The organism is Sphingobium sp. YBL2, from assembly GCF_000943805.1.
GTDB lineage: Bacteria > Pseudomonadota > Alphaproteobacteria > Sphingomonadales > Sphingomonadaceae > Sphingobium > Sphingobium fuliginis.
In genome coordinates this window covers 444,184-467,610 of record NZ_CP010954.1, presented here as the reverse complement: position 1 = coordinate 467,610, position 23,427 = coordinate 444,184, and the positions used below count along the sequence as shown (strand labels likewise).

Annotated in this window: 20 protein-coding genes and 2 pseudogenes; 14 read left to right on the top strand and 8 right to left on the bottom strand. The window is 60.5% G+C overall.

Annotated features, from left to right (window positions below):
- Positions 1 to 50: 50 nt before the first annotated feature.
- The 4 genes from TZ53_RS02270 (at position 51) to TZ53_RS02255 (ending at position 4,757) form a co-directional block, all read left to right on the top strand.
- Positions 51 to 1,634: a glycosyltransferase gene (locus tag TZ53_RS02270; RefSeq protein WP_044660294.1), complete on the top strand. Its 1,584-nt coding sequence runs from the start codon at positions 51 to 53 to the stop codon at positions 1,632 to 1,634.
- Positions 1,635 to 1,731: 97 nt separating this feature from the next.
- Positions 1,732 to 1,887 (top strand): hypothetical protein, encoded by a 156-nt coding sequence (locus tag TZ53_RS26605; RefSeq protein WP_157009764.1) that lies wholly within the window; start codon positions 1,732 to 1,734, stop codon positions 1,885 to 1,887.
- A gap of 279 nt (positions 1,888 to 2,166) precedes the next feature.
- Positions 2,167 to 3,237 (top strand): mannose-1-phosphate guanylyltransferase/mannose-6-phosphate isomerase, encoded by a 1,071-nt coding sequence (locus TZ53_RS02260; RefSeq protein ID WP_157009837.1) that lies wholly within the window; start codon positions 2,167 to 2,169, stop codon positions 3,235 to 3,237.
- Between the two features lie 32 nt (positions 3,238 to 3,269).
- On the top strand, positions 3,270 to 4,757 hold the full coding sequence (locus tag TZ53_RS02255; RefSeq protein WP_044660292.1) for a phosphomannomutase: 1,488 nt from the start codon (positions 3,270 to 3,272) through the stop codon (positions 4,755 to 4,757).
- 117 nt (positions 4,758 to 4,874) lie between these two features.
- On the opposite strand, the pseudogene TZ53_RS25885 reads toward TZ53_RS02255, so the two are convergent.
- Positions 4,875 to 4,997: pseudogene (locus TZ53_RS25885) on the bottom strand (transposase domain-containing protein); the annotation flags it as partial.
- A 100-nt stretch (positions 4,998 to 5,097) separates the two neighbouring features.
- Between TZ53_RS25885 and TZ53_RS02250 the strand changes: the two are divergent.
- The 3 genes from TZ53_RS02250 (at position 5,098) to tnpC (ending at position 7,444) form a co-directional block, all read left to right on the top strand.
- Positions 5,098 to 5,427 (top strand): transposase, encoded by a 330-nt coding sequence (locus tag TZ53_RS02250; RefSeq protein ID WP_025550095.1) that lies wholly within the window; start codon positions 5,098 to 5,100, stop codon positions 5,425 to 5,427.
- A gap of 62 nt (positions 5,428 to 5,489) precedes the next feature.
- Positions 5,490 to 5,771 (top strand): IS66 family insertion sequence element accessory protein TnpB, encoded by a 282-nt coding sequence (gene tnpB, locus TZ53_RS02245; RefSeq protein ID WP_238320106.1) that lies wholly within the window; start codon positions 5,490 to 5,492, stop codon positions 5,769 to 5,771.
- Between the two features lie 59 nt (positions 5,772 to 5,830).
- Positions 5,831 to 7,444, top strand: coding sequence for an IS66 family transposase (tnpC, locus tag TZ53_RS02240; RefSeq protein WP_044660291.1), 1,614 nt, complete (start codon positions 5,831 to 5,833; stop codon positions 7,442 to 7,444).
- Between the two features lie 38 nt (positions 7,445 to 7,482).
- On the opposite strand, the pseudogene TZ53_RS25880 reads toward tnpC, so the two are convergent.
- From TZ53_RS25880 to TZ53_RS02225, 3 genes and pseudogenes are all read right to left on the bottom strand, one after another.
- Positions 7,483 to 8,031 (bottom strand): annotated as a pseudogene (locus TZ53_RS25880) (IS66 family transposase); the annotation flags it as partial.
- 120 nt (positions 8,032 to 8,151) lie between these two features.
- Positions 8,152 to 8,337 carry a dTDP-4-dehydrorhamnose 3,5-epimerase family protein gene (locus TZ53_RS25870; RefSeq protein ID WP_238320105.1) on the bottom strand — a complete coding sequence of 62 codons (186 nt, stop codon included), beginning with the start codon at positions 8,335 to 8,337 and terminating at the stop codon, positions 8,152 to 8,154.
- Between the two features lie 160 nt (positions 8,338 to 8,497).
- Positions 8,498 to 9,643 (bottom strand): polysaccharide biosynthesis/export family protein, encoded by a 1,146-nt coding sequence (locus TZ53_RS02225; protein WP_044660288.1) that lies wholly within the window; start codon positions 9,641 to 9,643, stop codon positions 8,498 to 8,500.
- Between the two features lie 177 nt (positions 9,644 to 9,820).
- Here TZ53_RS02225 and TZ53_RS02220 point away from each other — a divergent pair, with 177 nt between their 5' ends.
- From TZ53_RS02220 to TZ53_RS02210, 3 genes are read left to right on the top strand one after another with little or no spacing between them, the layout of a single operon-like run.
- Complete coding sequence (locus TZ53_RS02220; RefSeq protein ID WP_044660287.1) at positions 9,821 to 10,984, top strand: capsule biosynthesis protein; 1,164 nt, start codon at positions 9,821 to 9,823, stop codon at positions 10,982 to 10,984.
- 2 nt (positions 10,985 to 10,986) lie between these two features.
- Positions 10,987 to 11,784, top strand: a complete 798-nt coding sequence (locus tag TZ53_RS02215) for an ABC transporter permease (protein ID WP_044660286.1) — start codon at positions 10,987 to 10,989, stop codon at positions 11,782 to 11,784.
- A complete protein-coding gene (locus TZ53_RS02210) occupies positions 11,781 to 12,428 on the top strand; it encodes an ABC transporter ATP-binding protein (protein ID WP_044660285.1) in 648 nt (215 codons plus the stop codon). Before TZ53_RS02215 ends, TZ53_RS02210 begins: the two co-directional genes overlap by 4 nt.
- Positions 12,429 to 12,446: 18 nt before the next feature.
- Here the strand turns inward: TZ53_RS02210 and TZ53_RS02205 are convergent, their stop codons facing one another.
- Both TZ53_RS02205 and TZ53_RS26600 read right to left on the bottom strand, forming a co-directional pair.
- The gene (locus TZ53_RS02205; RefSeq protein ID WP_238320104.1) at positions 12,447 to 13,589 is read right to left on the bottom strand and encodes a tyrosine-type recombinase/integrase; all 1,143 of its coding nucleotides are present in this window, start codon (positions 13,587 to 13,589) and stop codon (positions 12,447 to 12,449) included.
- A gap of 133 nt (positions 13,590 to 13,722) precedes the next feature.
- Positions 13,723 to 13,917, bottom strand: coding sequence for a hypothetical protein (locus tag TZ53_RS26600; RefSeq protein WP_157009763.1), 195 nt, complete (start codon positions 13,915 to 13,917; stop codon positions 13,723 to 13,725).
- Positions 13,918 to 14,652: 735 nt separating this feature from the next.
- Here TZ53_RS26600 and TZ53_RS02200 point away from each other — a divergent pair.
- The 4 genes from TZ53_RS02200 (at position 14,653) to TZ53_RS02185 (ending at position 20,993) form a co-directional block, all read left to right on the top strand.
- Positions 14,653 to 15,234, top strand: coding sequence for an RNA polymerase sigma factor (locus tag TZ53_RS02200; protein WP_044660283.1), 582 nt, complete (start codon positions 14,653 to 14,655; stop codon positions 15,232 to 15,234).
- Positions 15,227 to 16,234 (top strand): FecR family protein, encoded by a 1,008-nt coding sequence (locus TZ53_RS02195; RefSeq protein WP_044660282.1) that lies wholly within the window; start codon positions 15,227 to 15,229, stop codon positions 16,232 to 16,234. Before TZ53_RS02200 ends, TZ53_RS02195 begins: the two co-directional genes overlap by 8 nt.
- A 77-nt stretch (positions 16,235 to 16,311) precedes the next feature.
- Positions 16,312 to 18,882 carry a TonB-dependent receptor gene (locus TZ53_RS02190; RefSeq protein WP_044660281.1) on the top strand — a complete coding sequence of 857 codons (2,571 nt, stop codon included), beginning with the start codon at positions 16,312 to 16,314 and terminating at the stop codon, positions 18,880 to 18,882.
- A 5-nt stretch (positions 18,883 to 18,887) separates the two neighbouring features.
- Positions 18,888 to 20,993: an Atxe2 family lasso peptide isopeptidase gene (locus TZ53_RS02185; protein ID WP_238320103.1), complete on the top strand. Its 2,106-nt coding sequence runs from the start codon at positions 18,888 to 18,890 to the stop codon at positions 20,991 to 20,993.
- Here the strand turns inward: TZ53_RS02185 and TZ53_RS02180 are convergent.
- Both TZ53_RS02180 and TZ53_RS25505 read right to left on the bottom strand, forming a co-directional pair.
- Positions 20,990 to 22,741, bottom strand: a complete 1,752-nt coding sequence (locus tag TZ53_RS02180) for an asparagine synthase-related protein (RefSeq protein WP_044660279.1) — start codon at positions 22,739 to 22,741, stop codon at positions 20,990 to 20,992. The genes TZ53_RS02185 and TZ53_RS02180 overlap by 4 nt on opposite strands.
- Entirely contained in the window at positions 22,741 to 23,397 is a 657-nt protein-coding gene (locus tag TZ53_RS25505) for a lasso peptide biosynthesis B2 protein (RefSeq protein ID WP_172668294.1), read from the bottom strand. The genes TZ53_RS02180 and TZ53_RS25505 overlap by 1 nt, the downstream gene beginning before the upstream one ends.
- Positions 23,398 to 23,427: the final 30 nt, after the last annotated feature.

Sequence of the window (23,427 nt, the reverse complement as noted above, 5' to 3'; positions counted from 1 at the left end):
GAAGTAGCGGCGGCGTTTCTTGTGATGCGTCGGTCGACAGGAGATGAACGATGACGCAGCGACGGATTCTTTATATCAGCGACAGCTTGGGGACCCCAATCCCTCACCGAGGAATCTTCAACTTCAGTGTGGCGCTGATAGAACGGCTCAAGAAGTCTGGCGCAAGCGTAACGCTGCTCGTCGAACGGCCGGAGGGCCATGGGATTCGTAAAGTCTGGCTTGACAGTCCACTGGAATTAGAAAGAGCAATGGACCCTTGGCAGAATAACGAAATTTTTCGCTACCTCAACTCGGGATCCTTCGCCTTTTCGCTTGATCTCAACGAGCACCTAGATTTTGCGGCGCGCGATGCGGCACACTATCGCGTTCTCAAATACTTGGAACAACAGCACGTCGAGCATCCTGATACGATCCTCCGCAATATCGACACCGATTTCTACTTAGTTCAAGGTGATCCAATTGAAATGGAAGCCAAGCGGCTCCGCAAGCAAGTCCGAATTGATTTCATTGCAGAGCATTTAAACAGGAAAAGCCAGCCATACTACTCTATGGCGACGAATATCGATAATGACCTAATCACGGAGACAACGCAATACCTCCAGCTATTTGACGGATTTCTTTCTGTCAATTGCGTGTACTCAGATGCTTTGACTAGGGCGCACAACTCTATTCCACCATATCAAGTCGATTGCAGCCTATTTGACGAGGTAATACTCGACGGCCCACATTATATTTCTCTCATTAACAATGATCCTGATAAGACATGGGTAACTATACTTGATCTTATTCCACTTTCTAATAGCTCCCTAGGAGAAGAGAGTCATCGCTCGTTTTCAAAAAAACTGTTTGCTAGCCTTGCCCTTGATGGAAATATCATATTCATATCTGAGACGGCGCAGCGAGAATTTCACAATTGCTTTCCAGGCAGAACCTTGCGCAGCGAGCGTATCATTTATCCGCCTGCGCGAACCTCACTCAGCCAACTTGACACAGAGACGCCGGAAGCGAAACGATACTTGGCAGACTTGCCACGTATACGGGAAACGCAGCGCCGAAGCACTGCCAGGCGACGCGGCGGGGCGATGCGGCGTCTATCTAAATACAACCCCTTGCTTTGGTTGAAAACCCGTCGGCCGACGGGTATTTGGAATTCACGACTGCCCTTTTTCGTCACGGTGCTCTCGGACGAACCGTACAAAAACGCCGCCCTGTGCATCAAAGCGTTCAGCAAGCTGGAAGACCACGCAAACCTACTTATCGTGGGGCGGATGGATGCGCAAAAATATGTTGGCGACACGATGCCGCGCAATATCCATTTCACCGGCTTCATTTCGGACACTCTGAAGAACGAGCTTATCGCAAACAGCGCTGGATTGATTTTTCCAAGCTTTTACGAAGGCTTCGGCATCCCCGTACTCGAAGGCGCGTTGCAAGGCGTCCCGGTCTTGTCCTCAGCCATCGACGTATTCCGGGAAATCGTCGACGCCAACGGCTTGTACTTTGATCCCAGCAATGCCGACGAGCTGATCGCGTGCGTGATGGAGACCTTGTCCAACCCGACTGCGGCGAAGGCGCGCGCCAGCGCCGCACAAGCTTCTGTCCGCGCCAAGTTCATGCAGGAGATCGCCTTCTGATCCGATGTTTCGCGCCGCTTGAAATGAAACGTGCATCGCTGTCGCCCGCTATCGACGAACGAGGTGGTGCCGGTTTTTTGGACAGGGCGTTATCCGCATGGCCATTCCCAAGGGCACCAGCTACGAGATTTTACAGACTGTGGCGCATCCGGGTTGGAGTGGTAAGGCCGATGGGCTGTGCAAGGCTATTGGGCAGGAGTGGTTTATCGAGCGGCCCAGTGTTGCACTAATTGTGCCCTCTATTCCGGCCTGAATCGAGCGGAACATCCTCATCAATCCGCAGGATTCTGACACCGCCAAAATTACCCACGATATCCGGAGCCAATCTCGTGGGATGAACGTCTTTATGGATAGCCGGCCTAGGGGAGAAGATTAGCAAACTGAGCCCCGCCATCTCGCCGTTTCAAATTCCTGCAGAATCTATACCCGTATTGGTAAGCAGTCCATTTGTGTTCAAAGAGCGCAGAGAGGTGATGCTACGGGTTCCCAAAACCTTGCGATGCAAAATCAGGCAGAATAGGATAATATGTTGATGAATATCGTTCCTGTCATCCTATCCGGTGGATCCGGAACACGCCTGTGGCCCGTGTCAAAGCCTGAAAAGCCAAAGCAGCTTCTTTCGCTGACTGCGGACGAGACAATGCTGCAACTGACCGTTATGCGGACGCAGGGCTTTATAGCGGCCCCAGTCGATAAGCCAATTCTCGTCTCAAACGCTGCCCATGCGGATATCATCGACGAACAGCTGCGCCAGAGCGGGATAGATGATTATCGCGTCATCCTAGAACCTATCGGCCGGAATACTGCGCCCGCCATCGGCCTTGCGGCCTTGGAATCGCAGCCGGAGGCGGCGTTACTCGTTATGCCGAGCGATCACGTTATTGCCGACCTGCCTGCCTTCCACCAAGCTATAGAGCACGCCTTGCCGCTGGTAGCGAAAGGATGGCTGGTGACCTTTGGCATCACGCCCGATGGCCCAGAAACCGGCTACGGCTATATCCAGATGGGCAAGACGTGCGGAACGCAGGTGAATGAAGTTCTGCGCTTTGTTGAGAAGCCGGATGCCATCAATGCCGAGCGTATGTTGGCGGAGGGTAATCATGTCTGGAACTCCGGCATATTCCTCTTCCGTGCAGACGCATATCTCGCCGCGCTAGGGCGGCATCGGCCTGACATGCTCGCAGCCGTTCAATCCTCGATGGGAGAGGCCAAACGCGATGGGGCACATATTTATCCGGATGCCAACGCCTTTCATACCTGCCCGCCGGACTCGATCGACTATGCGGTGATGGAACAGGAAACCAAGGTCGCCTGCGTTCCTGTCAGCATGGGGTGGTCGGACGTGGGAAGCTGGGACTCCCTTCACGCTGTCAGCGCTCGTTGCGCCGAAGAAAACGCCGTTAGGGGCAACGCGCTGCTTCTGGGCACGCGCAATTGCTTGGTTCATAGCGACGGGGCGCGCGTGACACTGGTCGATGTCGAGGACCTGATCGTGGTCGTGTCACAAAGCGACATCATGATCCTGAAGCGCGGCGAATCCCAGAAGGTGCGAATGGTCACAGAAGCGCTTAAAGCGCTTGGCGCCGTCACCGAAGCCGCCTGACCTAATTTCACATCTTATCCCCTAGGACGATCATGACCCAAACTGTCTCCATCGCTGACCTGATGACGCAATCTGGTGTCGCTTTTGGCACCAGCGGAGCTCGAGGGCTTGTCACTGCGATGACGGACAGGGTTTGCTTTGCCTACACATGTGCTTTTCTCCAGCACTTGGCCAACATCGGCCAGTTCAAGGCGGGGCAGCATGTCGCGATCGCGGGCGATTTGCGCCCTTCGACGCCTCGGATCATGGCGGCATGCGCGGCGGCAATCCGGCATATGGACGGTGAAGTGGACAATTGCGGCTTTGTGCCATCGCCGGCGGTAGCGGCCTATGGCTTTGCCGAGGACATCCCATCACTGATGGTGACAGGGAGCCATATCCCCGAAGATCGCAACGGCATCAAATTCAACCGAACCGATAGCGAGGCGCTTAAAGTCGACGAGCAGGGCATTCGCAGCCAGAGTGTAGATCTGCTCGAACTGTTTGACGAGGAAGGGATGCTGAAGTCAGTACAGCCAGTCGGCCCGCTAATCAACGTCGCGACACCCTATATTGCTCGCTACGTAGCTGCCTTTGGTAGCCAAGCGCTTTCTGGGCTGAAGCTGGGCGTCTACGAACACTCAGCCGTAGGCCGCGATATTCTTGTCGCGCTGATTGAGGCGCTGGGTGGGGAAGCGGTGTCGCTCGGCCGTTCGGACAAGTTCATTCCCGTCGACACTGAAGCCGTCCGTCCCGAGGACCAGAAGCTCGCACGAGAGTGGGCCGCGGGCCTCAAACTGGATGCGATCCTGTCCACTGACGGGGACTCCGATCGTCCGCTGCTCGCTGATGAGGGTGGTGTGTGGATGCGCGGCGACGTGCTCGGTATCCTTTGCGCCCGAGCTCTCGGGATCAAAGCTGTGGCGACACCGGTCAGCTGCAACAGTGCTGCCGAGTTGTCGGGCCTGTTCGATGCGGTGCGCCGCACCCGGATTGGATCGCCCTTCGTAATTGAGGCGATGAACGCGCTGGTGGAAGAAGGCCAAAGCTCAGTGTGCGGCTATGAAGCTAATGGCGGCTTCCTGCTAGCGACTCCGGTCACGGTTGGGCAGAGCAACCTCGCCGCGCTGCCAACGCGCGACGCGGTTCTGCCTATCATCGCCACCTTGGTCGGCGCTAGGCAGCAGGGCGTCGCACTTTCGGCGCTGCTAGACCAGCTGCCGGCACGCTATACCTTCAGCGAACGGCTGCAAAATTACCCGACCGCGCAAAGCCAATCGCTGATTGCTCATCTCGAGCAGGGCAGCGAGGTGGAAATCCTGGCGCGGCTAAGGGCGATGTTCGGCGCGCTTGCTGGCGAAGCCGACCGCATCGACCGCACCGATGGTCTGCGGATCCATTTCACAGGCGGCGACATCATCCACTTGCGCCCCAGCGGGAATGCACCCGAACTGCGCTGCTATACGGAAAGCAACAGTGCCGATCGTGCGGCTTGGCTGAATGGACAGGCATTAAAGCTGATCCGCGACAAGATGGACTGACCAGCGAACAATTCTCCGTGGTCGATCGAGGTCAGCGTCTCGGCCACCCACAGGCCATAGGTGGGGTAGGCATTCGGTGAAGGCTGCAGATCAGTAAGCGTGGCCTGAGGACCGCAGTTAAGCGGCTTGGGCGACGTGTTGCTCGTTCGGATGCCAGATCCAGGGCATGAGCTCATCCCAGCGAGTAGCGGGCCAGTCGCCAGCGATCTTCTCGATGACATCGGCGATGTAGGCCTGCGGTGTATCGCTCCGGTGAGGGCCACCTTGCGGTGATTGGCTGATATTTCGAGATGGCACCGGTGCAAGCACTGGTGTTTGCACCGGTACTAAGGACGGTGCGATGAGTCAGATCACGGTAATTTCGGGGCCGGAGCGGCGGCGGGTATGGACTGATCAACAGAAGCGGGAGTTGGTCGCGGCTGTTTCGGCGCCCGGCGCGAACGTGGCGGAGATTGCCCGCCGTGCTGATCTGCGGCCGAACCAGATCTACAGATGGCGGCGGCAGATGGAGCAGGCCGCCCAGGGCTTTGCAGAGGTGCAGGTGCACCTTGATCCGGCACCGGCCGTTGGGACAGCGATCATCGTGGAGTTCGAGCGGGCGATTGTGCGCATTCCTGCTGGCGCCTCGCCCGGGCTGGTGTCGGCAGTGCTGCGGTCGGTCAAGTCGTGATCCCAGTTCCCTCCGGCGTTCGGATATGGATCGCAACGGGGCATACGGACATGCGGCGCGGCATGCGCAGCCTGGCCCTGCAGGTGCAACAGAGTTTCGGCCGCGATCCGTTCGCGGGCGATCTCTACATTTTCAGGGGACGCCGCGGCGACCTATGCAAGGTGATCTGGCATGATGGCGTGGGCATGTCTCTTTATGCCAAGCGCTTGGAGCGCGGGAAGTACATCTGGCCCTCGGCCGTGGACGGCGTGATTGCTATTTCCCCCTCGCAGATGGCCTGCATGTTGGAGGCGATCGATTGGCGTAATCCGCAGGCCACATGGCGCCCGACATTGGCCGGATAAAAGGTCGATATTGCCTAAAAAGCTAGGGATTCCGGCGCCTTTCTGCTATACGCGCCGGCATGGGGGACGAGGCGCAAGCACAGATCGACAGCCTTCGCGAGCGGCTCGCGGCTGCCGAGGCTGTCGCCGCTGAAGTCGCCCGCATCAAGGCGATCAACGCCGACCTGGAAGCCCGCAACGCCCTTCTCGAACTGCAGAACGAGAAGATGCGCCGCACCCTTTTTGGCCAGCGATCCGAACGTACGCGCCATCTGCTCGACCAGATGGAACTGACCTTCGAGGAGTGCGAGACCGCTGCCAGCGAAGATGAGCTCCTTGCTGCCCTGGCAGCGGCGAAGACCAACGTTGCTCCGTTCGAGCGCAAGCGGCCCGCCCGCAAGCCCTTGCCCGAGCACCTGCCGCGCGAGCGCGTTGTCATCGCCGCGCCAGAGGCCTGCCCCTGCTGCGGCTCGGAACGGCTGTGCAAGCTGGGCGAGGATATTACCGAGACGCTTGAGGTCGTGCCGCGCCAGTGGAAGGTGGTCCAGACCGTGCGGGAGAAGTTCTCCTGCCGGGATTGTGAGAAGATCACCCAACCACCGGCGCCTTTCCACGTCACGCCCCGCGGGCTCTTTGGCCCCAGCTTCCTGGCGATGCTGCTGTTCGAGAAGTTCGGGGCGCATCAGCCGCTCAACCGCCAGCGTGACCGCTATGCCCGCGAGGGCGTGGAGCTGAGCCTTTCCACCCTGGCCGATCAGGTCGGCGCCTGCACCGCCGCGCTCATGCCGCTCTATCTGCTGATTGAAGCCCATGTCCTGGCCGCGGAGCGGCTGCATGGCGATGATACGACGGTGCCGGTGCTGGCAAAGACCAAGACCGATACGGGCCGGATCTGGACCTATGTCCGGGATGATCGACCTTTTGGCGGGCCCGCGCCGCCGGCAGCGATCTTCCATTACTCCCGCGACCGGCGGGGCGAGCATCCTGTGGGCCATCTGCGCAGTTGGAGAGGCATTCTTCAGGCCGATGCCTATGCCGGCTACAACGCGCTGTTCCATGCCGACCGCCTGCCGGCGCCGCTGACCCGCGCCCTGTGCTGGAGCCATGCGCGCCGCTATTTCTTCGAGCTGGCCGATGTCGCCGCGCAGCTCAAGAAGCGCCGCAAAAAGGCTGTCATCTCGCCGCTGGCGGTGGAGGCCGTCCGCCGCATCGACGCGATCTTCGACATCGAGCGCGCCATCAACGGCAGACCGGCCCAGGAGCGTCTCGCCCATCGGCAGGAACTCAGCGCACCGCTGGTCGCCGATCTGGAAGAATGGATGCGCGACAGCCGGTCGAAGCTATCGAAGAACAGCGATGTGGCCGAGGCCATGGATTACATGCTCAAGGCATGGCCTGCCTTCGCCGCGTTTCTCGACGACGGCCGCATATGCCTCTCGAACAACGCGGCGGAACGCGCGCTCAGGGGTATAGCATTGGGCAGAAAATCGTGGCTTTTCGCCGGTTCAGACCGCGGTGGCCAACGCACGGCCTTCATGCTCAGCCTCATCGGTACGGCGAAGCTCAATGACATCGATCCGCAGGCCTGGCTTGCCGACGTTCTCGCGCGCATCGCCGACATTCCCCAGAACCGTCTCCATGAACTGCTGCCATGGAATTGGCGCGCCGCCGAAGATCAACGCGAAGCAGCCTGAGCCGCGGCCCTCACCGGAAGCTTACCCTGCGGTTCGATGCCGTTGTAGAGCTTGTCGAAGCCCGCATAGGCATCAGCCTGTAGCAGCCCGGTAAAGTCCTTGATCCCTTCTTCCCGGATGCGACTGACGATCGGGTCAAGCGGATGTGCGGCCTGTGCTGCCCAGCCTGCCAGCGTTGATCGGTCGATATCAAGGCCCTGTGCCGCCATCATCTCGGCCTGGCGATAGAGGGGGGAGATGATGATCGAACTTGGCGACGACGACATGGGCGAGTGTGGCGAAGCTGGCTTTGCCCCGGGCAATCGCCTTTACGGGTGCCGCGGCCTGCACGATCTGCTCGCAGGATCGGCAGCTATATTTAGGCCGGATAGTGCGGATGAAGCGCCATTGCACCGGCGCGACGTCGAGCATCGCGTCGCTGTCCTGCCCGAGCGGGCGCAGGGCGCTGCCTGCTCCATCCGGCGCCCCCATCTGTAAATCTGGTTCGGCCGCAGATCAGCACGGCGGGCAATCTCCGCTACGTTCGCGCCGGGCGCGGAAACCGCAGCGACCAGCTCACGCTTCCGCTGGTCGGTCCATACGCGCCGCCGCTCCGGCCCCGAAATTACTGTGATCTGGCTCATCGCACCGTCCTTAGTATCGGTGCAAACACCGGCGATTGCACCGGTGCCATCTCGAAATATCAGCCAATCACCGCAAGGCGGCCCTCACCGGAGCGATACTAGGTGGGCGACCCTTGGCGGATATCTACGGCGCGAACAGTGCCCGCCGGTGCACCGCACAAGCTTATTTGGGGCATGCGGCTCGCTCTGGAAATGCAGGCCGCGGAAGGTGTTCTGGCGGACGCTACGCGATTCTTTGTCCTGAATGAACGGAGACGAAACCGCCGACATGCTGAGTGAACAGATCGTCACGGATGGTTTCCGCGAAATAGCCTCGATTATCCCCAATATGCTTGAGGACCAAGAATTTACGCCGGGAAGTCTAACAACAAGACTTCCATGCTGCGCGCCTCTCAGAGCCTAATGCAAAGTCGTGCCAACCTGGAGAGGCTCAGTTGTTGCTATTCTGTACCGTCTGCACTGCACTGGTGACAGTCAAGATCGGAGAAAATAGCTGGCTGATCAGCTGAATGAGTTTGCTGGGCTGATTTGCCGCTGCATTGCCGAAGTAAAGCACATCCTTGTCCTGCATAACAAAGCGCTGAGCGAGGAAATAGGAAGGAGTTTTCATCATGTTAAGATGATAGACCTTCGGCACCTCATTGCCCTGCTCATCGCGCACATAACGGAACACAAAGATCGCGGCAGGATTGCCTACGCCAGGATTAACGCCACCGGCAGTCGCAATCGCCTCCGCCAAGGAAACCGACGAACGGCTGAACGGAACCTGCTCCACCCGCCCGGGAGCGCCAAGCACCGAATATGTGCGAGGGTTGTTGATCAGCATCAACCGGTCGCCAGGATAGGCACGCACGTCCAACTTGGGATTATCGACAAGATCGTTGACGCGAATGTCAACACTCTGTCCCCCCCTGACGATCCGCAGCAAAAGATCCTTGGTGTTCCCACGATAGCCGCCAGCCAAAGCAATCACGTCGGATAGGGTTTCCCGATTTGTCTGCAACACGAGCCGGCCCGGTTTAGCTACCTCGCCCCCAACGATGATCGAGTTGGTGATGGCCTGATTCATCGTGACGATCACCTGGGGATTCTGCGAAAGTCTCGCCAGCGAATTGCGGATCATCGCCTCCACTTCGCCAGTGGTGATCCCCGCCACATGAAGCGTGCCGGCATAGGGAATGGTGATGTCGCCCAGATCGTCGACCCGCGTTGGTGGCAGTTTCTGCACCTGCACGCCCGGATTCGCCACAATCTGGCTCATTCCTCCGCTACTACCGCCAGCACCTGCGAACAGGGTAACACCCGCTTCGTATATATTGATGTCCAACACGTCGCCCGGGCCGATCATGTCTGTCGGTGGCGGCGCGAGGTCAGGCAGCAATCTTGTCGCCACCGCATCCGCTCCGGGCACGTCCGCGATCGTGTTGATTGGAATGACCTGAATCGGTGCCGTCCCATCCTTGGGAGCGGTAGCCGATTTCGCGATCTGCCCCCCGGTAGGGCCGCTGGAGGGCAGTGTAGCGCACCCCGCAAGTCCGGCGAGCAGGGTTAGATAAACGCTATTCTTGACTTGCATCGCTCATGAACTCGGAGGCTTGCGGCTTCGGTTGCGGACGCCTTAGCACCGGGATTCAGCAATGGACAATAGTTCTCTAAAGATTGCGGCAGCAAGACGTGCTTGGCCTTGCGCCCTGCCCCATATTGGCCTAGCGCAAGGGCGGCTTAGGTTCCCTTGAGGCGCTACAAAGATATTATGAACGTCAATCCCTCGTTCCCGGTCGAGGCCGAAGCACCCACCCAGCATTCCGCCCTAGCGCATTGGTTCAAGAAGCGTCGCTGGTTCCTGCTGATGGTTGCACTGCCCACGCTTCTGGCTGCGCTTTATTATGGCGTAATTGCGTCCGACGTCTATGTTTCGGAATCCCGCTTCGTCATCAAGAGCCCTGACCAGAAACGCTCACAGATGTCGACGCTGGCCAATCTGGTGCAGACTACCGGCCTGTCGGGTGGCCAGGAACAAACGAACGAGGTGTTGACCTATGTCCGCTCCCGCGATGCGCTAAAGGCGCTGGAGCAGGCCGTCCACATTCGTGACAAATTCTCGAGTCCCCAGGCTGATTTTCTGAGCTACTTCCCCCAGCCATTTTCCGACAACAGCTTTGAAAGCCTGTTCAAATATTATGGCAAGCGGGTCGATGCGCGCCTGGACACCGAAGCGGGCACCGCGATCATCAAGGTCGAGGCATTCACTCCACAAGACGCCTATGTCATCAACCGCCAGCTGCTGGACCTGAGCGAGGGGCTGGTCAATCGGCTCAACAGCCGCGCGCAAAGCAAAGGGATCGCCGAGGCGCAGAAGCAGGTCGAACTCGCAACCCAGCGGGCTAAGTCTGCGCGGATTGCCCTAGCACAATATCGCAACGCTCAGGCGCTGATCGATCCGGCCAAGCAGGCGGGCGGCGTGCTGGAAATCGCCAACACTATGATCGCGGAACGGGCCGCGCTTCAGGCTCAACTCGACCTGATGCAGCGCCTTACCCCCAATAATCCCTCCATCCCGGCGCTCCGCAATCGCATCGGCGCGATTTCCGTGCAGATCGCATCTCAGAACGGCCGGGTCGTGGGCACTGGCAGCGGCATCGCCTCGAAGATGGGCGGTTATGAAGATCTTGTGGTGGAGGAGAAATTCGCAACCGACAGCCTGACAGCAGCCAATGCCGCCCTGGTCCAGGCACGCGCCGAAGCGCTGCGCCAGCAATTCTATCTGGAGCGTGTGGTTGACCCTAATACGCCCGACACACCCTCGCTCCCCAAGCGCTTCCTCAACACCCTAATTGTGTTCGCCGCGTCCCTGTGCCTCTATTTCATCGCCTGGATGTTCATGATCGGCGTTCTTGAGCATGCGCAAGAAGATTGATCATGGCAAAAGGCAGCTTAAACCAACTGCGCAATAGCTGGGGCGTGCAGGTTCGAGTCATCCACGCCTTGATGATTCGCGAACTGATCACCCGCTTCGGGCGGGAAAATATCGGCTTTCTCTGGATCATGGCTGAGCCCCTGATGTTCGCGGGACTTGTCGGGCTGCTATGGCATTTCACCCACGGCGCCACCGAACATGGGGTCAGCGTGATCGCATTCGTAGCGACGGGCTATATACCGCTAACCTTGTTCCGGCATTGCGTTGCGCGCAGCGTGGCGGCCTTTACCGTCAATCAAAGTCTGCTCTATCATCGCCAGATCAAGGTCGTCGATTTCATCATGGCACGGTTCATAATCGAACTTGTCGGCGGCATGATGGCCTATCTGTTCATAGCCCTGTTTCTGATCATAATCGGCGAATTCCCCATACCTTCCGATATCGGGCTGCTGATTGCAGGCTGGATGCTATATGGCCTGTTCTGCTTCTCTCTATGCCTCATTCTAGCGCCGCTTTCTGAAGTATCGGAAACGGTAGAAAAATTTATTCCTGTCACGACTTACATCATGATCCCCTTTTCAGGAGCATTTAACATGGTGGCGTGGGTGACGCCCGCCGCTAGGAATTTTCTGCTTTTTTCTCCTTTCGTGAATGCGATGGAGATGATGCGGAAAGGGATTTGGGGTGACAAGATCACTGCTTATTATGATCCTTGGAATCCGATCGTCTGCTCTGCCATCTTTGTAGTCATCGGCCTCATCCTGTGCCGTCGCATGCGCCGTATATTGACCGTCGAATGATCATTTGCCGCAACTTAAAAAAATCCTACTCACATGGCGGCCGGCGCAAGCAGGTGTTCGATGGCGTGAACCTGACCGTCAGACGGGGCGAGCGCATAGCCTTGCTGGGTCGAAACGGCGCAGGCAAAAGTACACTGATAAAATTGATCGGCGGCGTCGAAATGCCGACCTCGGGCAAGATCACCCGTACTATGTCGGTATCTTGGCCCTTGGGTTTTGCCGGCGGCTTTCAGGGTAGCCTGACCGGTTATGACAATGCGCGCTTCATCGCGCGAATCTATGAACGCGATTATGCCGACATCCGCGCGTTTGTAGAGGATTTCAGCGAACTCGGCAGCCAACTGAAGATGCCGGTGAAAACCTATTCTTCCGGCATGCGCGCACGCTTGGCCTTCGCCCTGTCGCTGGCGATAGAGTTCGAATGCTATCTAATCGATGAGATAATCCTGGTTGGCGATCAGAATTTTCAGCAAAAATGCCGAGTAGAAATGTTCGAAAAGCGCGAAGATAGAGCGATGATTATCGCTTCGCATGATATGGGCTTCATGAGGGGTTTCTGCAATAGCGCAGTGATTCTACATGAAGGAACGTTGACGAAATATGATGACGTAAATTTGGCAGTTGATAATTACTCAAATTTATAATCAAATATTTATTTGTACTTAGCTTAGCTTGTTAATCGATTCTCGCATATGGTCGACGCTGACGCTGGAATAACGCTGTACCATCCGGAGCGACTTCCAGCCGCCCATGTTCATGATGGTGATGAGGTCGATACCGGCCATGACGCAGTGCGATGCCCAGTGGTGGCGCCAGTCATGGACGGTGAAATCCTCTACCCCTGCGCGCTTGCAGGCGGTGGCGTGCTGGTTCTTGATCGGATTGCCGCCGGGGGTCTTCGCCTTGCGCGTGTCCTGATAGGGTTTGCCGAACCGATTGAGGAAGACATGCCCCGTCGTCGGCTGACCTTGCTTTTCCCAGATCGGACGCAGCACATCCATCACGCGGGGATGCATCGGAACGGACCGGATGACGGCATTCTTGCTGTGGTTAAGCCGGATCGATCCTTGCTCCATATCGACGCCCTCGACACCCCACGGGAGCTGCAATGCCGTCTGGATGCGTGGGCCATGGAAGGCGAGGAGTGTGATAATCGGCTGGATGTGTGGCGAGTAGGCCGCGATCAACCGATCGCGGTCCTCCTTGCTGAGGAAGCGCACCCGTTCATTGTTGAAGGGGATCGCCTTGATCCGCAGGGGCGGGAGGTCGTGCAGCTCGTGATGGACATTGATGGCCGCCTGGAACACGGCGCGATAGCGATCCTGGCCCGCCGGATCGTGCCCGGTCAGATAGGCACGGCGGAAATGCTCCCAGGCTTGTTTGGGTTCGCGCAGGCTGAAGTCGCCGATGAGGCCATTGAGCTTGCCGATGCGCAGGATGTCGGACGGGCAGGGGGGCTTTGCCTTCGTCAGGTAGCTTTCAAAAGCGTCGGCTATTTTGCCTTGCGCCACGATCGCGGCCGGGCCGAACATCAGCCGGTGCCGCAGCTTCGTTTCATGTTCCGCCATCAGGTGCGCCGCAGCATCGCGGTCACTCGTTCCTGAACTGAACTCCTTGACGATGATGTGCTTGTCGCCAAGCGTGACGGTACCTCGGATGTAATAAATGCCGTTCTTCCCCCGGGTGCGAATGGAGAGCATGTGATCTTCTCCAGCAGCAGCTGATATTGTGACTCTGTCGCGCGCGTCTTTCCGCACGCATGGATGTAGGGCACGCCATGTTTCACGAAGGTCCGGCGCATCCATTTTGCGGGATCGGTGCTGTGCATGTTCAGCCGCGACAGGATGTCACGCGGGGTTAGGAGAGTTGCCGTCGGCGTTTCGCCAGCCGCCGGTGCCCTATGCAGCGTTGTCGCATCGGCTTGGCCGGGTGACTTGGTTAGGCGACGTCTTGTCGACATGGAGAAGTCCCTTTTGCTGCCGTTGCCCGTATCGTTCCACCGAGGGCTTGCTGGCGCGCTGCGCCTTTGAGTGTGCGGCGCGGCGTCGGGCAGTATATGCGCAGGGCGATCAGCTCGAGCATGCCGGGGTTTGAAAGCTTCGTGTTCTTGAATGGTCGAAGTTCGGGCATCATTTGCAAGCTCCTCGGCCACTGGGCAAAGAGCTTGGCGCCTGTCGCAGGTTGAAACAGGCATTGACCAGGACTTCCGACCGCGTCCGACCCGAACTTGTCGCCAGATGCTCGAGCCGCCTGCTCATCTCCTCGGGCAGGAGCCGGGTCTTGTAGTTCTTCATCGGGCGTTGGCCTGTTCATGACGATGTACGGTGGCCGCGGGCCAGCCCTACGTCGGGGGATGCAGAAGCGATCCGCTGCCATGATTGACTATCGCTTTTCCGCGACCTGCAAGGGAATGGTCCAGATCGGCCCGGATCGGCCCGGATCGGACTTATATGCGCCGATAGTGGGACCGCTGCCCCGGCCGATGCTCGACGTGGACGGCCGGTCTGTCCTCGTACATGAACTTAGGGCGGGTCAGAGGTGCCTATTTCAACCAAGGGCGATGCGGACAGGGTGGAACAAAGCTGATTTCGATCTTTCTCTAACCTGTTGCACCGACTTGACATTACGATAATGTGTCGTGGCGTTTTCGTTGGAAGGCGCCGAGGTTTGAGCCCCTCGCTTGGGAAGGATAGACTCGTCGCGGAAGCGGCCGGGTGGTCGATGTTATGTCCAAGCCATTTATGGCCAAAGGCATCGACACGCGTTCTCAAGCGCGGCTCAACGCCCGGTTTTATCCGGCGCAACCTCGTCTTGTGCGAGGGAGCGGCGGATGGGATCGCAAGCCAGAACAAATAGCAGGAGCAGGCCATGATACGGCCCGCTTCGGAAATGGCGCGCCTGCCGCTGGATGAGGGTGATCCCCTGCCGCCTGAGCATGATCGTGCGGCTTTCTCGCCGGACCCGCTGGCAAGCCTGTATCGGGAAGAGCGGCCCTCGCTGCTGCGTTTCCTCTCGCGATGGACGGGGCATGACAAGGCGGAAGATGTCATCCAGCAGGTTTTCAGCCGCATGGCTGGAAGTTCGGACCATGATGGTCGAGCGATCCGGGCACCCGGAGCCTATCTCCGCCAGGCCGCGCGCAATGTGCTGCGCGATGAGGCCAGGGCAGCAGAACGCCATTGTGCGCATCAGCATGTTCCGATCGAGGATCTGGCGCTTTCGGGTGGCGATCCCGTCGCCGCGCTGGAGGCGCGCGACCGGCTCGTCCGGATCGAGGAGGCCGTGCTGCGATTGAAGCCGTTGACCCGCGAGATATTTCTGGCTTGCCGTCTTGATGGCTATAGCTATGCCGAGATTGCCGAACGGACTGGATTGAGCGTGCGAGGGGTCGAGAAGCAGATGAGCAGGGCGATCAGGCAGCTTGGACGGCATTTGCGGGCGCATGACTGAGCCCGGCGGGACAGAGATTCCCCAATCCATCCATGAAGCCGCCGAAAAATGGCTGGCGCGGCGTGCCGGACAATCCGATCCGGCATTGGAGCGCGATTTTGCGCTCTGGATCGATGCGGATCCCCGGCATCGCATCGCCTATGACCTGATTAAGCGCAATTGGCAGCTCGGCACGCTGCTCCAGGAACGGCATGTCGGCCGGAACCGCTCGCTTCCGCGCGCGCCATTCTGGATGCGGCAGAAGACGCATATCGTGGCTGCCGGACTTGGCGCTGCGGTGCTGCTGGGGGTGGCGTCGGTCAGCCTCTTGCGGTCCGGCGGCCCCTTGGGCATTTCCATGGCGGCTGAGGCCGCCGTCTATGAAACGGCAGTGGGCGAGATCCGGACGATCAGCCTTGCGGACGGATCAACCGTCATCCTCGACACGGCCTCGCGGCTTCGCGTGCAATTGTCCGGCAGCCAACGGCGGCTCGACCTCGACCGGGGGCGGGCGCGTTTCGAGGTCGCTGGGGATGAGAGGCACGTCTTCCGTGTGCGGGTCGCGGGTGGCGAGATTGTCGCCCATGGCACGATGTTCGACGTCAGCCTGATCGGTGCGCATCCCTTGGTTACCGTTATCGATGGGTCAGTGGAATTGCACCGATCCGATGCCAGTGCAGAGACAAGGGCGTTTGGACCGGGACAGAGCGTCGCGCTTGATGGGCATAGGACCGGGCAGGCCGTATCGGCGGTGGAGGCGCGATGGGTATCGGGCATGCTGGCGCTCGATGCGACGCCCCTTGCCGAGGCGGTGGCAGCGATCAACCGCTACAACAGGATACAGATCCGGCTGGCCGAGCCCTTTGCCATGCCGCTGCGCGTGACGGGTGCATTTAGGGTTCGCGATCCGGAAGGGTTCGCGCGCGCTGTCGCGGCCAGTTTCCATCTCGAGGTGGAGCGGCCCGACCGCGCCACGATCCTGCTGATGGCGCCGCCCAAGCGGGCGGGATCGAATATGTAAAAAAATCTGTCGGGTGTTTTAGCAAGCCGGCGTCTCCCCACTGTCCCGCCCACTGGCGGCAAGGGGGAGAAGGCCAAATGTCTCGATTTTCATTATCCGCTCTATATCTGTCCGGCAGTATCGTCGCCGCTGCGCTCGCGGTCAGCGCCCCGGCAGCGCTGGCACAGCATTCTTCCAGCATCGCAATGGTGTTGCCCGCTCAGCCGCTTGGTGCGTCGATTCGTGAACTGGCCCTGCGCTCCGGGCAGACAATCCTTATCGATGCGGACCTTGTCGAGGGGGTGAATGGCCCAGCCCTGCAGGGCGCGTTCACGGTGGAGGCAGCCCTGGATCGACTGCTTGCCGGAACCGGTCTTGTCTGGACGCGGATCGAGGGCAGTATCGTTATCCGGAAAGGACGCGGGTCCGGGCAGGACGGGGAAAGCGGCGAGGGCGCAAGCCTCCTGGGCACGGGCAGCCGCATCCGCGGCGCGCCGATCCCCTCGCCCGTGATGGTTCTCGATAACAGGGCCATCAGGGACAGCGGCCTTGCCGATCTTGGCGATGTCGCGCGCAGCCTGCCACAAAGCTTTGGCGGTGGGCAGAATCCGGGCGTCGGTTTCAACGTGCCGTCCAGCACGGGCGGCAATGTCGGCGGCGGGTCCTCGGTCAATCTGCGCGGCCTGGGAAGCGACGCGACGCTGACCGTGCTCAACGGTCGCCGTGTGCCCTATGACTCGGCCCGGCAGGGCGTCGACATTTCCGCTATTCCGCTTGCAGCGGTCGATCGGATTGAGGTGGTGGCGGACGGCGCCTCGGCCATTTACGGATCGGACGCGGTCGGCGGCGTCGTCAACGTGATCCTGAGGCGCGATTATGACGGCGTTCAAACCCGGGCTCGCATCGGCGGATCGCCCGATGGCGGGAATTTCCAGCAGCAATATGGCGTGCTGGCGGGTAGCCGCTGGAACGGCGGCGGCGGCTTCCTGACCTATGAATATGGCCGGAACACTGCCCTCATGACGAACCAGCGCAAATATGGCCGGATCAGGCCGGACCTGACCTTGCTGCCGGCCAGCCGCCGCCACGCGGTCGCGGGAAGCATCCATCAGGACATCAGCGACAATCTGACCATCGAACTGGACGGCCTCTACAACCAGCGGACCGGTGAATTTTCCTATCCCACGAGCGCAGCCGCCAATCTATCGGTCAGCCGGATCACCCAGAGCTATGACAGCTACACGCTGGCTTTTTCGGGAGCGGCGCGGCTCTCGTTGGGGCAGTGGCAGCTCAGCCTGTCGAGCAGTTTCGGCAAGGGGCGCACTTATTTTCAGGGTGATACGTTCATAAACGATCGGTTTTTGAGCCGGGCCTTTGGGCGCTATAATAACCGGACGATGACCGGCGAGATCGCGGGCGACGGCCCCTTGTTCGGCTTGCCGGGCGGGGACGCCAAGCTGGCCCTGGGCGCGGGTATCCGGGCGAACGACTTCGCAATCTTCAGGGGCGTGGGCAATATCAACAACGCCAGGCCGTCGCAGGACAGCGTCTATGCCTTTGGCGAGGCCAGCTTCCCGCTCATTGGGCCCGCGCAGGCCTTGCCGCTGATGCGCAGCCTCAGTCTCAGCGCCGCGCTTCGCTATGAGCGCTATCGCGGCCTTGCCGATGTCGTGACACCCAAATTCGGCATGATCTACGCGCCGACTGATTTCCTCGACATCAAGGCGAGCTGGGGCCGATCCTTCCGGGCGCCAAGCTTCATCCAGCTCTATTCGATCGAACAGGCGATCCTTTATCCAATCACGACATTCGGGGGGAGGGGCTATCCCGCCGGGACCACCGCCTTGTTGATCGCCGGGGGCAATAGCGACCTCAAACCGGAAAAGGCGCGCAGCTGGTCGGTGACCATGGCTCTGCGTCCGCCCGTCCTTCCGGGCGCGTCCTTCGAGCTCAGCTATTTCCACACCCGCTATGTCGACCGCATCGTGAACCCGATCCCGACGTCAGCGCTGGCGCTCGTCAATCCGATCTACGCCAGGCAGATCAGCTATGCGCCAACGGCAGCGCAGCTTGCGGCGGCGATCGCCCATGCGAGCCAGTTTCTGAACGGGGCGGGCGTGCCCTATGATCCGGCAAAGGTCGCCGCGATCATCAATCGCGCCAATATCAATGCCGGGCGTCAGACGATCCGGGGCATCGATGCCCAGCTTGCCTACAGGACCGGCCTTGCCAATGGGAACATCGAGATGTCGGCCAATCTCACCTATCTCGACAGCGCGCAGCAGCTTCTGGCGGACGGTCCGGTCGAGCAACTGGCGGGACGATTGTTCAACCCGCCGCACTGGCGCGGCAGGGGCATGATCGGCTGGAGCAAGGGCGGCTTCCGCACCGCGGCCACGCTCAGCACGATCGGCGGCGTCAAGGATGTGCGCTCCACCCCGGCTCTGCACATTGACGGCATGACGACGATCGATATCAGCGCCCGTTATCGCTTTGGCGAGGAAGGGGGGCTGTTGCGCGGCGTCGAGCTTGGCCTCTCGGTCCAGAATATTCTCAATGCCTTGTCTTCGGTCGTCGCGACCAGCCTCTATTATGACACGCCCTATGACTCGACCAACTATTCAGCGGTCGGCCGCTTCATCGCGCTCGAACTGGTCAAGAAATGGTGAGCGTCATGGACAGGACATCGATCGCGCTGCTGGCCGCGGGCGTTGGACTTCTCGCCTTGCCTTCCACGGCGACGGCGGATTGCAGCGACCTGCTGCCGGTCCCTGCGCCCATGACGAAGCGACGCGCCATCACGGCGCAGGACCTGCTCGGCGTGCGCGACATCGGGCGGGGCGATGGCGCCCTTCTTGGCAACAAGAGCCCGCTCGGAGTTTCCCCGGACGGCAGACAGCTCGCCTTTATCCTGATCCGGGCGGAGGCATCGACCAATAGCTATTGCATCGGCCTTGCGGTGATGGATGTGAAGCCATCCGCGAAGCCGCGGCTTCTCGATCAGGGCGGAGAGTTTATTGGCGGGACCGGCGATTATCGCGGGGTCATCCTGCCGACGGGATTTCCGATCCTGCTCGCGCCGTGCTGGTCGCCCGATGGCCGGTGGATCGCCTTCCTGCGACGGGACAAGGGTGTCACCCAGCTCTGGACAGTGCGTGCCGATGGCGGTCCCGCCCGGGCCGTCACCCATTCTCCCGTCGATGTGGAGCAATTTGCCTGGGGGCCTGATGGCAGGTCGCTCATCTATGCGAGCCGGACCGGACAGATGGCGGAGCGGACCGCATTGGCGCGCGAGGCCGTGGCCGGCTTTCGTTATGATGATCGCTATGTGCCGATGATGGGCGACAAGCCCATGCCGCTCGCCACGACAGCCCTGTCCCTGTTTCGCGTCGATCCGGGCGGGGGAGAGGCCCGGCCCGGCGAAGAAGGTGACCGGGCGCTGCTGGGCCCCGATCCGATCGGCTATGCAATCCTTCCGCTTTCGGCGAGGGCCGATGATGGGCGCTTTATCCAGACGGAGCATGTCACCGCCAATCCGGCCAGCCCATGGGCGCTGGCCATGTTCTCTGCGGCTGGCGTGAAAATCCCCTGTCCGGGTGAGGCCTGTCGCGGCAAGTTTGCCGGGCTTTGGTGGATGTCCCATGATGGCCCCTTGCTCTTCCTGCGCCGTGAGGGCTGGAATGACCGGTCGACGGCGCTCTATCGCTGGCGGCTTGGCTCCGGCCCGCCACGGAGAATATTTGTTACGAGCGACGTCATCAGCGGCTGTGAGCTCGCAGGTGGGGACCTTGTCTGCTTGCGTCAGGGCGCGAGCGTGCCGGCGCGGATCGTGCGGATCGATCCGGGAGACGGACGTACCGATCTGCTCTACGATCCCAATCCCGAATATCGATCCATCCGGTTCGGCAGGGTCGAGCGGCTGGAATGGCGGAACGACCTGGGCCTGGAAGTCGCCGGCGATCTTGCCCTGCCGCCCGATTATGATGGACGAGAGAGGCTGCCCATGATCGTGACGACCTATCGCAGCAACGGATTTCTCCGGGGCGCGACCGGCAATGAATATCCGATCCATCTGTTCGCCGCGAAAGGCTTTGCCGTTCTCAGCCTGGACCGCCCGCCCCATGTCGGGGCGATCAACCCGCTCAACAAGGACTGGCAGAAGCTGTTGGCCGAGAATGACCGGGATTGGGGGGAGAGGCGCAGCATGCAATCTTCGGTCATGACCGGGGTGCAGCGCGTCATCGACATGGGAATTGCCGATCCGGACCGCACCGGCATCACCGGTTTGAGCGATGGATCGAGCACGGTCGGCTTTGCCCTCATCAACAGCCGCCGCTTTGCCGCCGCCGCGATTAGCACCTGCTGTCTTGAACCCTGGACCGTGAACGCCACCATCGGCCCGGCCTTTGCCCGGAAGATGCGGTCGCAGGGTTTCCCGCCCGCCACATCCGACGATCGGGACTATTGGGAGCCCGGTTCGATGATCCGCAATGCCGCGTCGATCGATACGCCATTGCTCATGCAGCTGGCGGATCGAGAATATCTGACGGCGATCGACGTCTTCGCCGCCTTGCGCGAACAGGGTAAGCCGGTCGACATGTATGTCTTTCCCGATGAATTTCATAATAAATGGCAGCCGCGACACCGGCTGGCGATCTACGAACGCAATGTCGACTGGTTCCTCTACTGGCTTCAGGGCAAGAAAGATCCCGATCCGCGCAAGGCGGAGCAATATGCGATCTGGGACAGGCTGCGCCTAAAACAGCCCTTTCCTCCCTAATCCTGGGTCTGCCCCGCCACCCATGCCTCGACGTCAGCGAGATGCATGATGCGGTGATAGGCCGTGCCCTGGACGTAACCCTCGCCGTCCAGGACATGTTCGAGCAGGGAAAGGTCAAGCAGTCCGGCTCGGCGCAGATGTCCGTCGAGCAGCATGGCGCGGATGATGGAGCGGTTCGCGGTGAAGATTTCCGCGATATAGCTGTCGGGTGTGCCCTTCGTCCTGCGGTCGACGACGGCTGCTGGCAAGCGGTCGCGAAAGGCATCCCGTACCACGACCCGGTTCTGGCCTTGTCTGAACCACCACCAGATCGGTATCCGCAGGCATGCTTCCACGACCGGCTGCGAAGCCAAAGGCGTCGCATGGCGCACCGGGCTCCCGATATCATTGCCTTCCGCCCAGCCCTGGGCGGCGGTGATGAGCGCGATATGGGCGGCCGTCCCGGTTTCACCGCTGCTTGGCGGCTCCAGCCAGGGATGGCGTGGTACAAGAGCTGTGTCGCCCATGACCTGCGGGGACAGAAATTGGGTCATAGGCCGCCAGCGATAGGCCGGCGACTGGCGGAACGCCCGTGACGCTGCCCGACCAAGCACCGTAATCGTGCTCACATCCGCCATGGCCGCGATCGACTTGGCGGTAGACCAGCCTTCACCCAGGCTTCGTCCGCGCAGGAAGGCGTCGGTCACCGGCGCGATGGACCGCAGGGAAAAGAAGACATTGTCCCCGCCGCCGCCATCGATCGTGAGATCGGCGCCGCTCGCCCCGACAGCCTCATGGAGCAGGCGGGAGGTGCCCTGCATGAAGCTGCGGGCGAGGGGATTGGGTTGATCCTGGGTATGGGAACGGCTGACGTCGACCATGCCAGCATCCCATTGCGCTTCGATGGTCGGCGCGCCCAGATGGGATGCGACCATCCGGGCATAATGACGTTCATCGCCGATCGCGCCGCGGCTGGCGAGATTGAAACAGGTAAAGGGGCAGCCATGGGTGCCGAGCGCGGCGGCCAGCACGGAGGAGTCTATCCCGCCCGACAGCATGAGCAGGGCACGCTTGGCCCCCATGATGCTGGCGCGGGTCGCGGTCGATACCGCGCGCCGGATCATGCGCGCGGCCTCGTCCCGGTCGTCGATCCAGTGGCGCCTGCCAGCCCGGTCCCATGGGTTCCATGTCTGCGTGACGCTCAGCCCTTCTGGGGTGAGATGGAGACGGGAGCCGCCACGCAATTCCTGCACGCCTATGAGGCAGGTGGAGGGCGAGGGGATATCCTTAAGCGCCAGACGGCGCAATATGGCGGACCATTCGACCCCACGGGATTTCCATCCGCCAAGCGACAGCAGGGCCATGTCGGAAGCGAGAATGAGTTGATCGCCCTGCACCGCATGGAAGCAGGGCAGGCGCCCGAAGGCTGAACGCAGAACATGAAAGCCTGCCGCGCGATCGCGCAGGATCGCGACGAAATTACCCCAATAGTCCTGGCTGAAGCGATGGAGATCTGACGGATCGCCGCTGGACGCGACATCCGAGGGCGGGGTGGCCGGATCGCTCTTGCCGGTCGCGAAAATGGGACCGATGACCATGCCGATATCATCGCCCAGATGCCGGACTTGTCCGCCGCCGCTTGCGACCAGCATATCGTCCCCGTCGATCATGACCGACAGCGCCTCGGCGCGAGAAATCGCGCTCCGGATCGGCGGCGCGATAGGACTGCGTTCCGGTTTCGGCGCGAATATGGCGACAAATCTCTCCATCAGATGATCCTGATCGGGCAGAAGGGACGGACCTGATCGGGATCATCGGCGACGACCATGCCGTCGACCTCGACCCAGCTATGAGCCTGGAAGGGGTTGAGCTTGACGCCCAGGACGAGATCCGGCCGGATGCCGAGCGCGATCAGCCATGACGCGAGCGACAGCGCGGTGGGGAGGCACTGGTCACGGGCGGAGACGATCATGGCGGCCCGGCGATAGGCCTGATCAATATGGGCAAGCCGGTCGGTCGGGGCTGTCCGTGGCGCCACGCCATATTTGCGCTGTTCGATCAAGCGGATGTTCCGCGAGAAGGGCAATTGTCTCAGTCTCGCGCGCCACCAGAACCGGCGGGTCAGGGCGCTTGCGAGATAGGCTGGTGACAGGCGCGGCTTCGCAATGGGCAGCCTGGCCTCGGATGCATGCGAGCGCGGGCAGGGGGCGGGCCTGATACCGACCGGCGACCGGATGATGATGCCCGCTTCCAGCAACGCGTCGCACTGCCGGGCATCGATGTGGTTGGCGTCGATGAGGGATCTGAACGCTTGGTCCAGCGCTGGCCGCAAGCCGAAATAGCGATCGGCATGGAGGTCGAGGAAAATGACATGTCCCTCGGTCCGGCAGAAGCTCAGACCATCGCGCAGTGTATAGCCGCTCATTCTGTGTCTCGAACGGGCGAGGCGCGCAGC

Excerpts from the sequence above, each read along its gene's own strand:
- TZ53_RS02185 (WP_238320103.1), top strand. The coding sequence starts at position 18,888 with ATGGACAGGACATCGATCGCGCTGCTGGCCGCGGGCGTTGGACTTCTC.
- TZ53_RS02260 (WP_157009837.1), top strand. The coding sequence starts at position 2,167 with ATGAATATCGTTCCTGTCATCCTATCCGGTGGATCCGGAACACGCCTG.
- TZ53_RS02250 (WP_025550095.1), top strand. The coding sequence starts at position 5,098 with ATGAGTCAGATCACGGTAATTTCGGGGCCGGAGCGGCGGCGGGTATGG.
- TZ53_RS02180 (WP_044660279.1), bottom strand. The coding sequence starts at position 22,741 with ATGGAGAGATTTGTCGCCATATTCGCGCCGAAACCGGAACGCAGTCCT.
- TZ53_RS02225 (WP_044660288.1), bottom strand. The coding sequence starts at position 9,643 with ATGCAAGTCAAGAATAGCGTTTATCTAACCCTGCTCGCCGGACTTGCG.
- TZ53_RS02255 (WP_044660292.1), top strand. The coding sequence starts at position 3,270 with ATGACCCAAACTGTCTCCATCGCTGACCTGATGACGCAATCTGGTGTC.
- TZ53_RS02195 (WP_044660282.1), top strand. The coding sequence starts at position 15,227 with ATGACTGAGCCCGGCGGGACAGAGATTCCCCAATCCATCCATGAAGCC.
- tnpB (WP_238320106.1), top strand. The coding sequence starts at position 5,490 with ATGCGCAGCCTGGCCCTGCAGGTGCAACAGAGTTTCGGCCGCGATCCG.
- TZ53_RS02270 (WP_044660294.1), top strand. The coding sequence starts at position 51 with ATGACGCAGCGACGGATTCTTTATATCAGCGACAGCTTGGGGACCCCA.
- TZ53_RS02205 (WP_238320104.1), bottom strand. The coding sequence starts at position 13,589 with ATGGATGCGCCGGACCTTCGTGAAACATGGCGTGCCCTACATCCATGC.
- TZ53_RS02220 (WP_044660287.1), top strand. The coding sequence starts at position 9,821 with ATGAACGTCAATCCCTCGTTCCCGGTCGAGGCCGAAGCACCCACCCAG.
- TZ53_RS02190 (WP_044660281.1), top strand. The coding sequence starts at position 16,312 with ATGTCTCGATTTTCATTATCCGCTCTATATCTGTCCGGCAGTATCGTC.
- tnpC (WP_044660291.1), top strand. The coding sequence starts at position 5,831 with ATGGGGGACGAGGCGCAAGCACAGATCGACAGCCTTCGCGAGCGGCTC.
- TZ53_RS02200 (WP_044660283.1), top strand. The coding sequence starts at position 14,653 with ATGATACGGCCCGCTTCGGAAATGGCGCGCCTGCCGCTGGATGAGGGT.
- TZ53_RS02215 (WP_044660286.1), top strand. The coding sequence starts at position 10,987 with ATGGCAAAAGGCAGCTTAAACCAACTGCGCAATAGCTGGGGCGTGCAG.
- TZ53_RS02210 (WP_044660285.1), top strand. The coding sequence starts at position 11,781 with ATGATCATTTGCCGCAACTTAAAAAAATCCTACTCACATGGCGGCCGG.
- TZ53_RS26605 (WP_157009764.1), top strand. The coding sequence starts at position 1,732 with ATGGCCATTCCCAAGGGCACCAGCTACGAGATTTTACAGACTGTGGCG.
- TZ53_RS25870 (WP_238320105.1), bottom strand. The coding sequence starts at position 8,337 with ATGTCGGCGGTTTCGTCTCCGTTCATTCAGGACAAAGAATCGCGTAGC.
- TZ53_RS26600 (WP_157009763.1), bottom strand. The coding sequence starts at position 13,917 with ATGATGCCCGAACTTCGACCATTCAAGAACACGAAGCTTTCAAACCCC.
- TZ53_RS25505 (WP_172668294.1), bottom strand. The coding sequence starts at position 23,397 with ATGAGCGGCTATACACTGCGCGATGGTCTGAGCTTCTGCCGGACCGAG.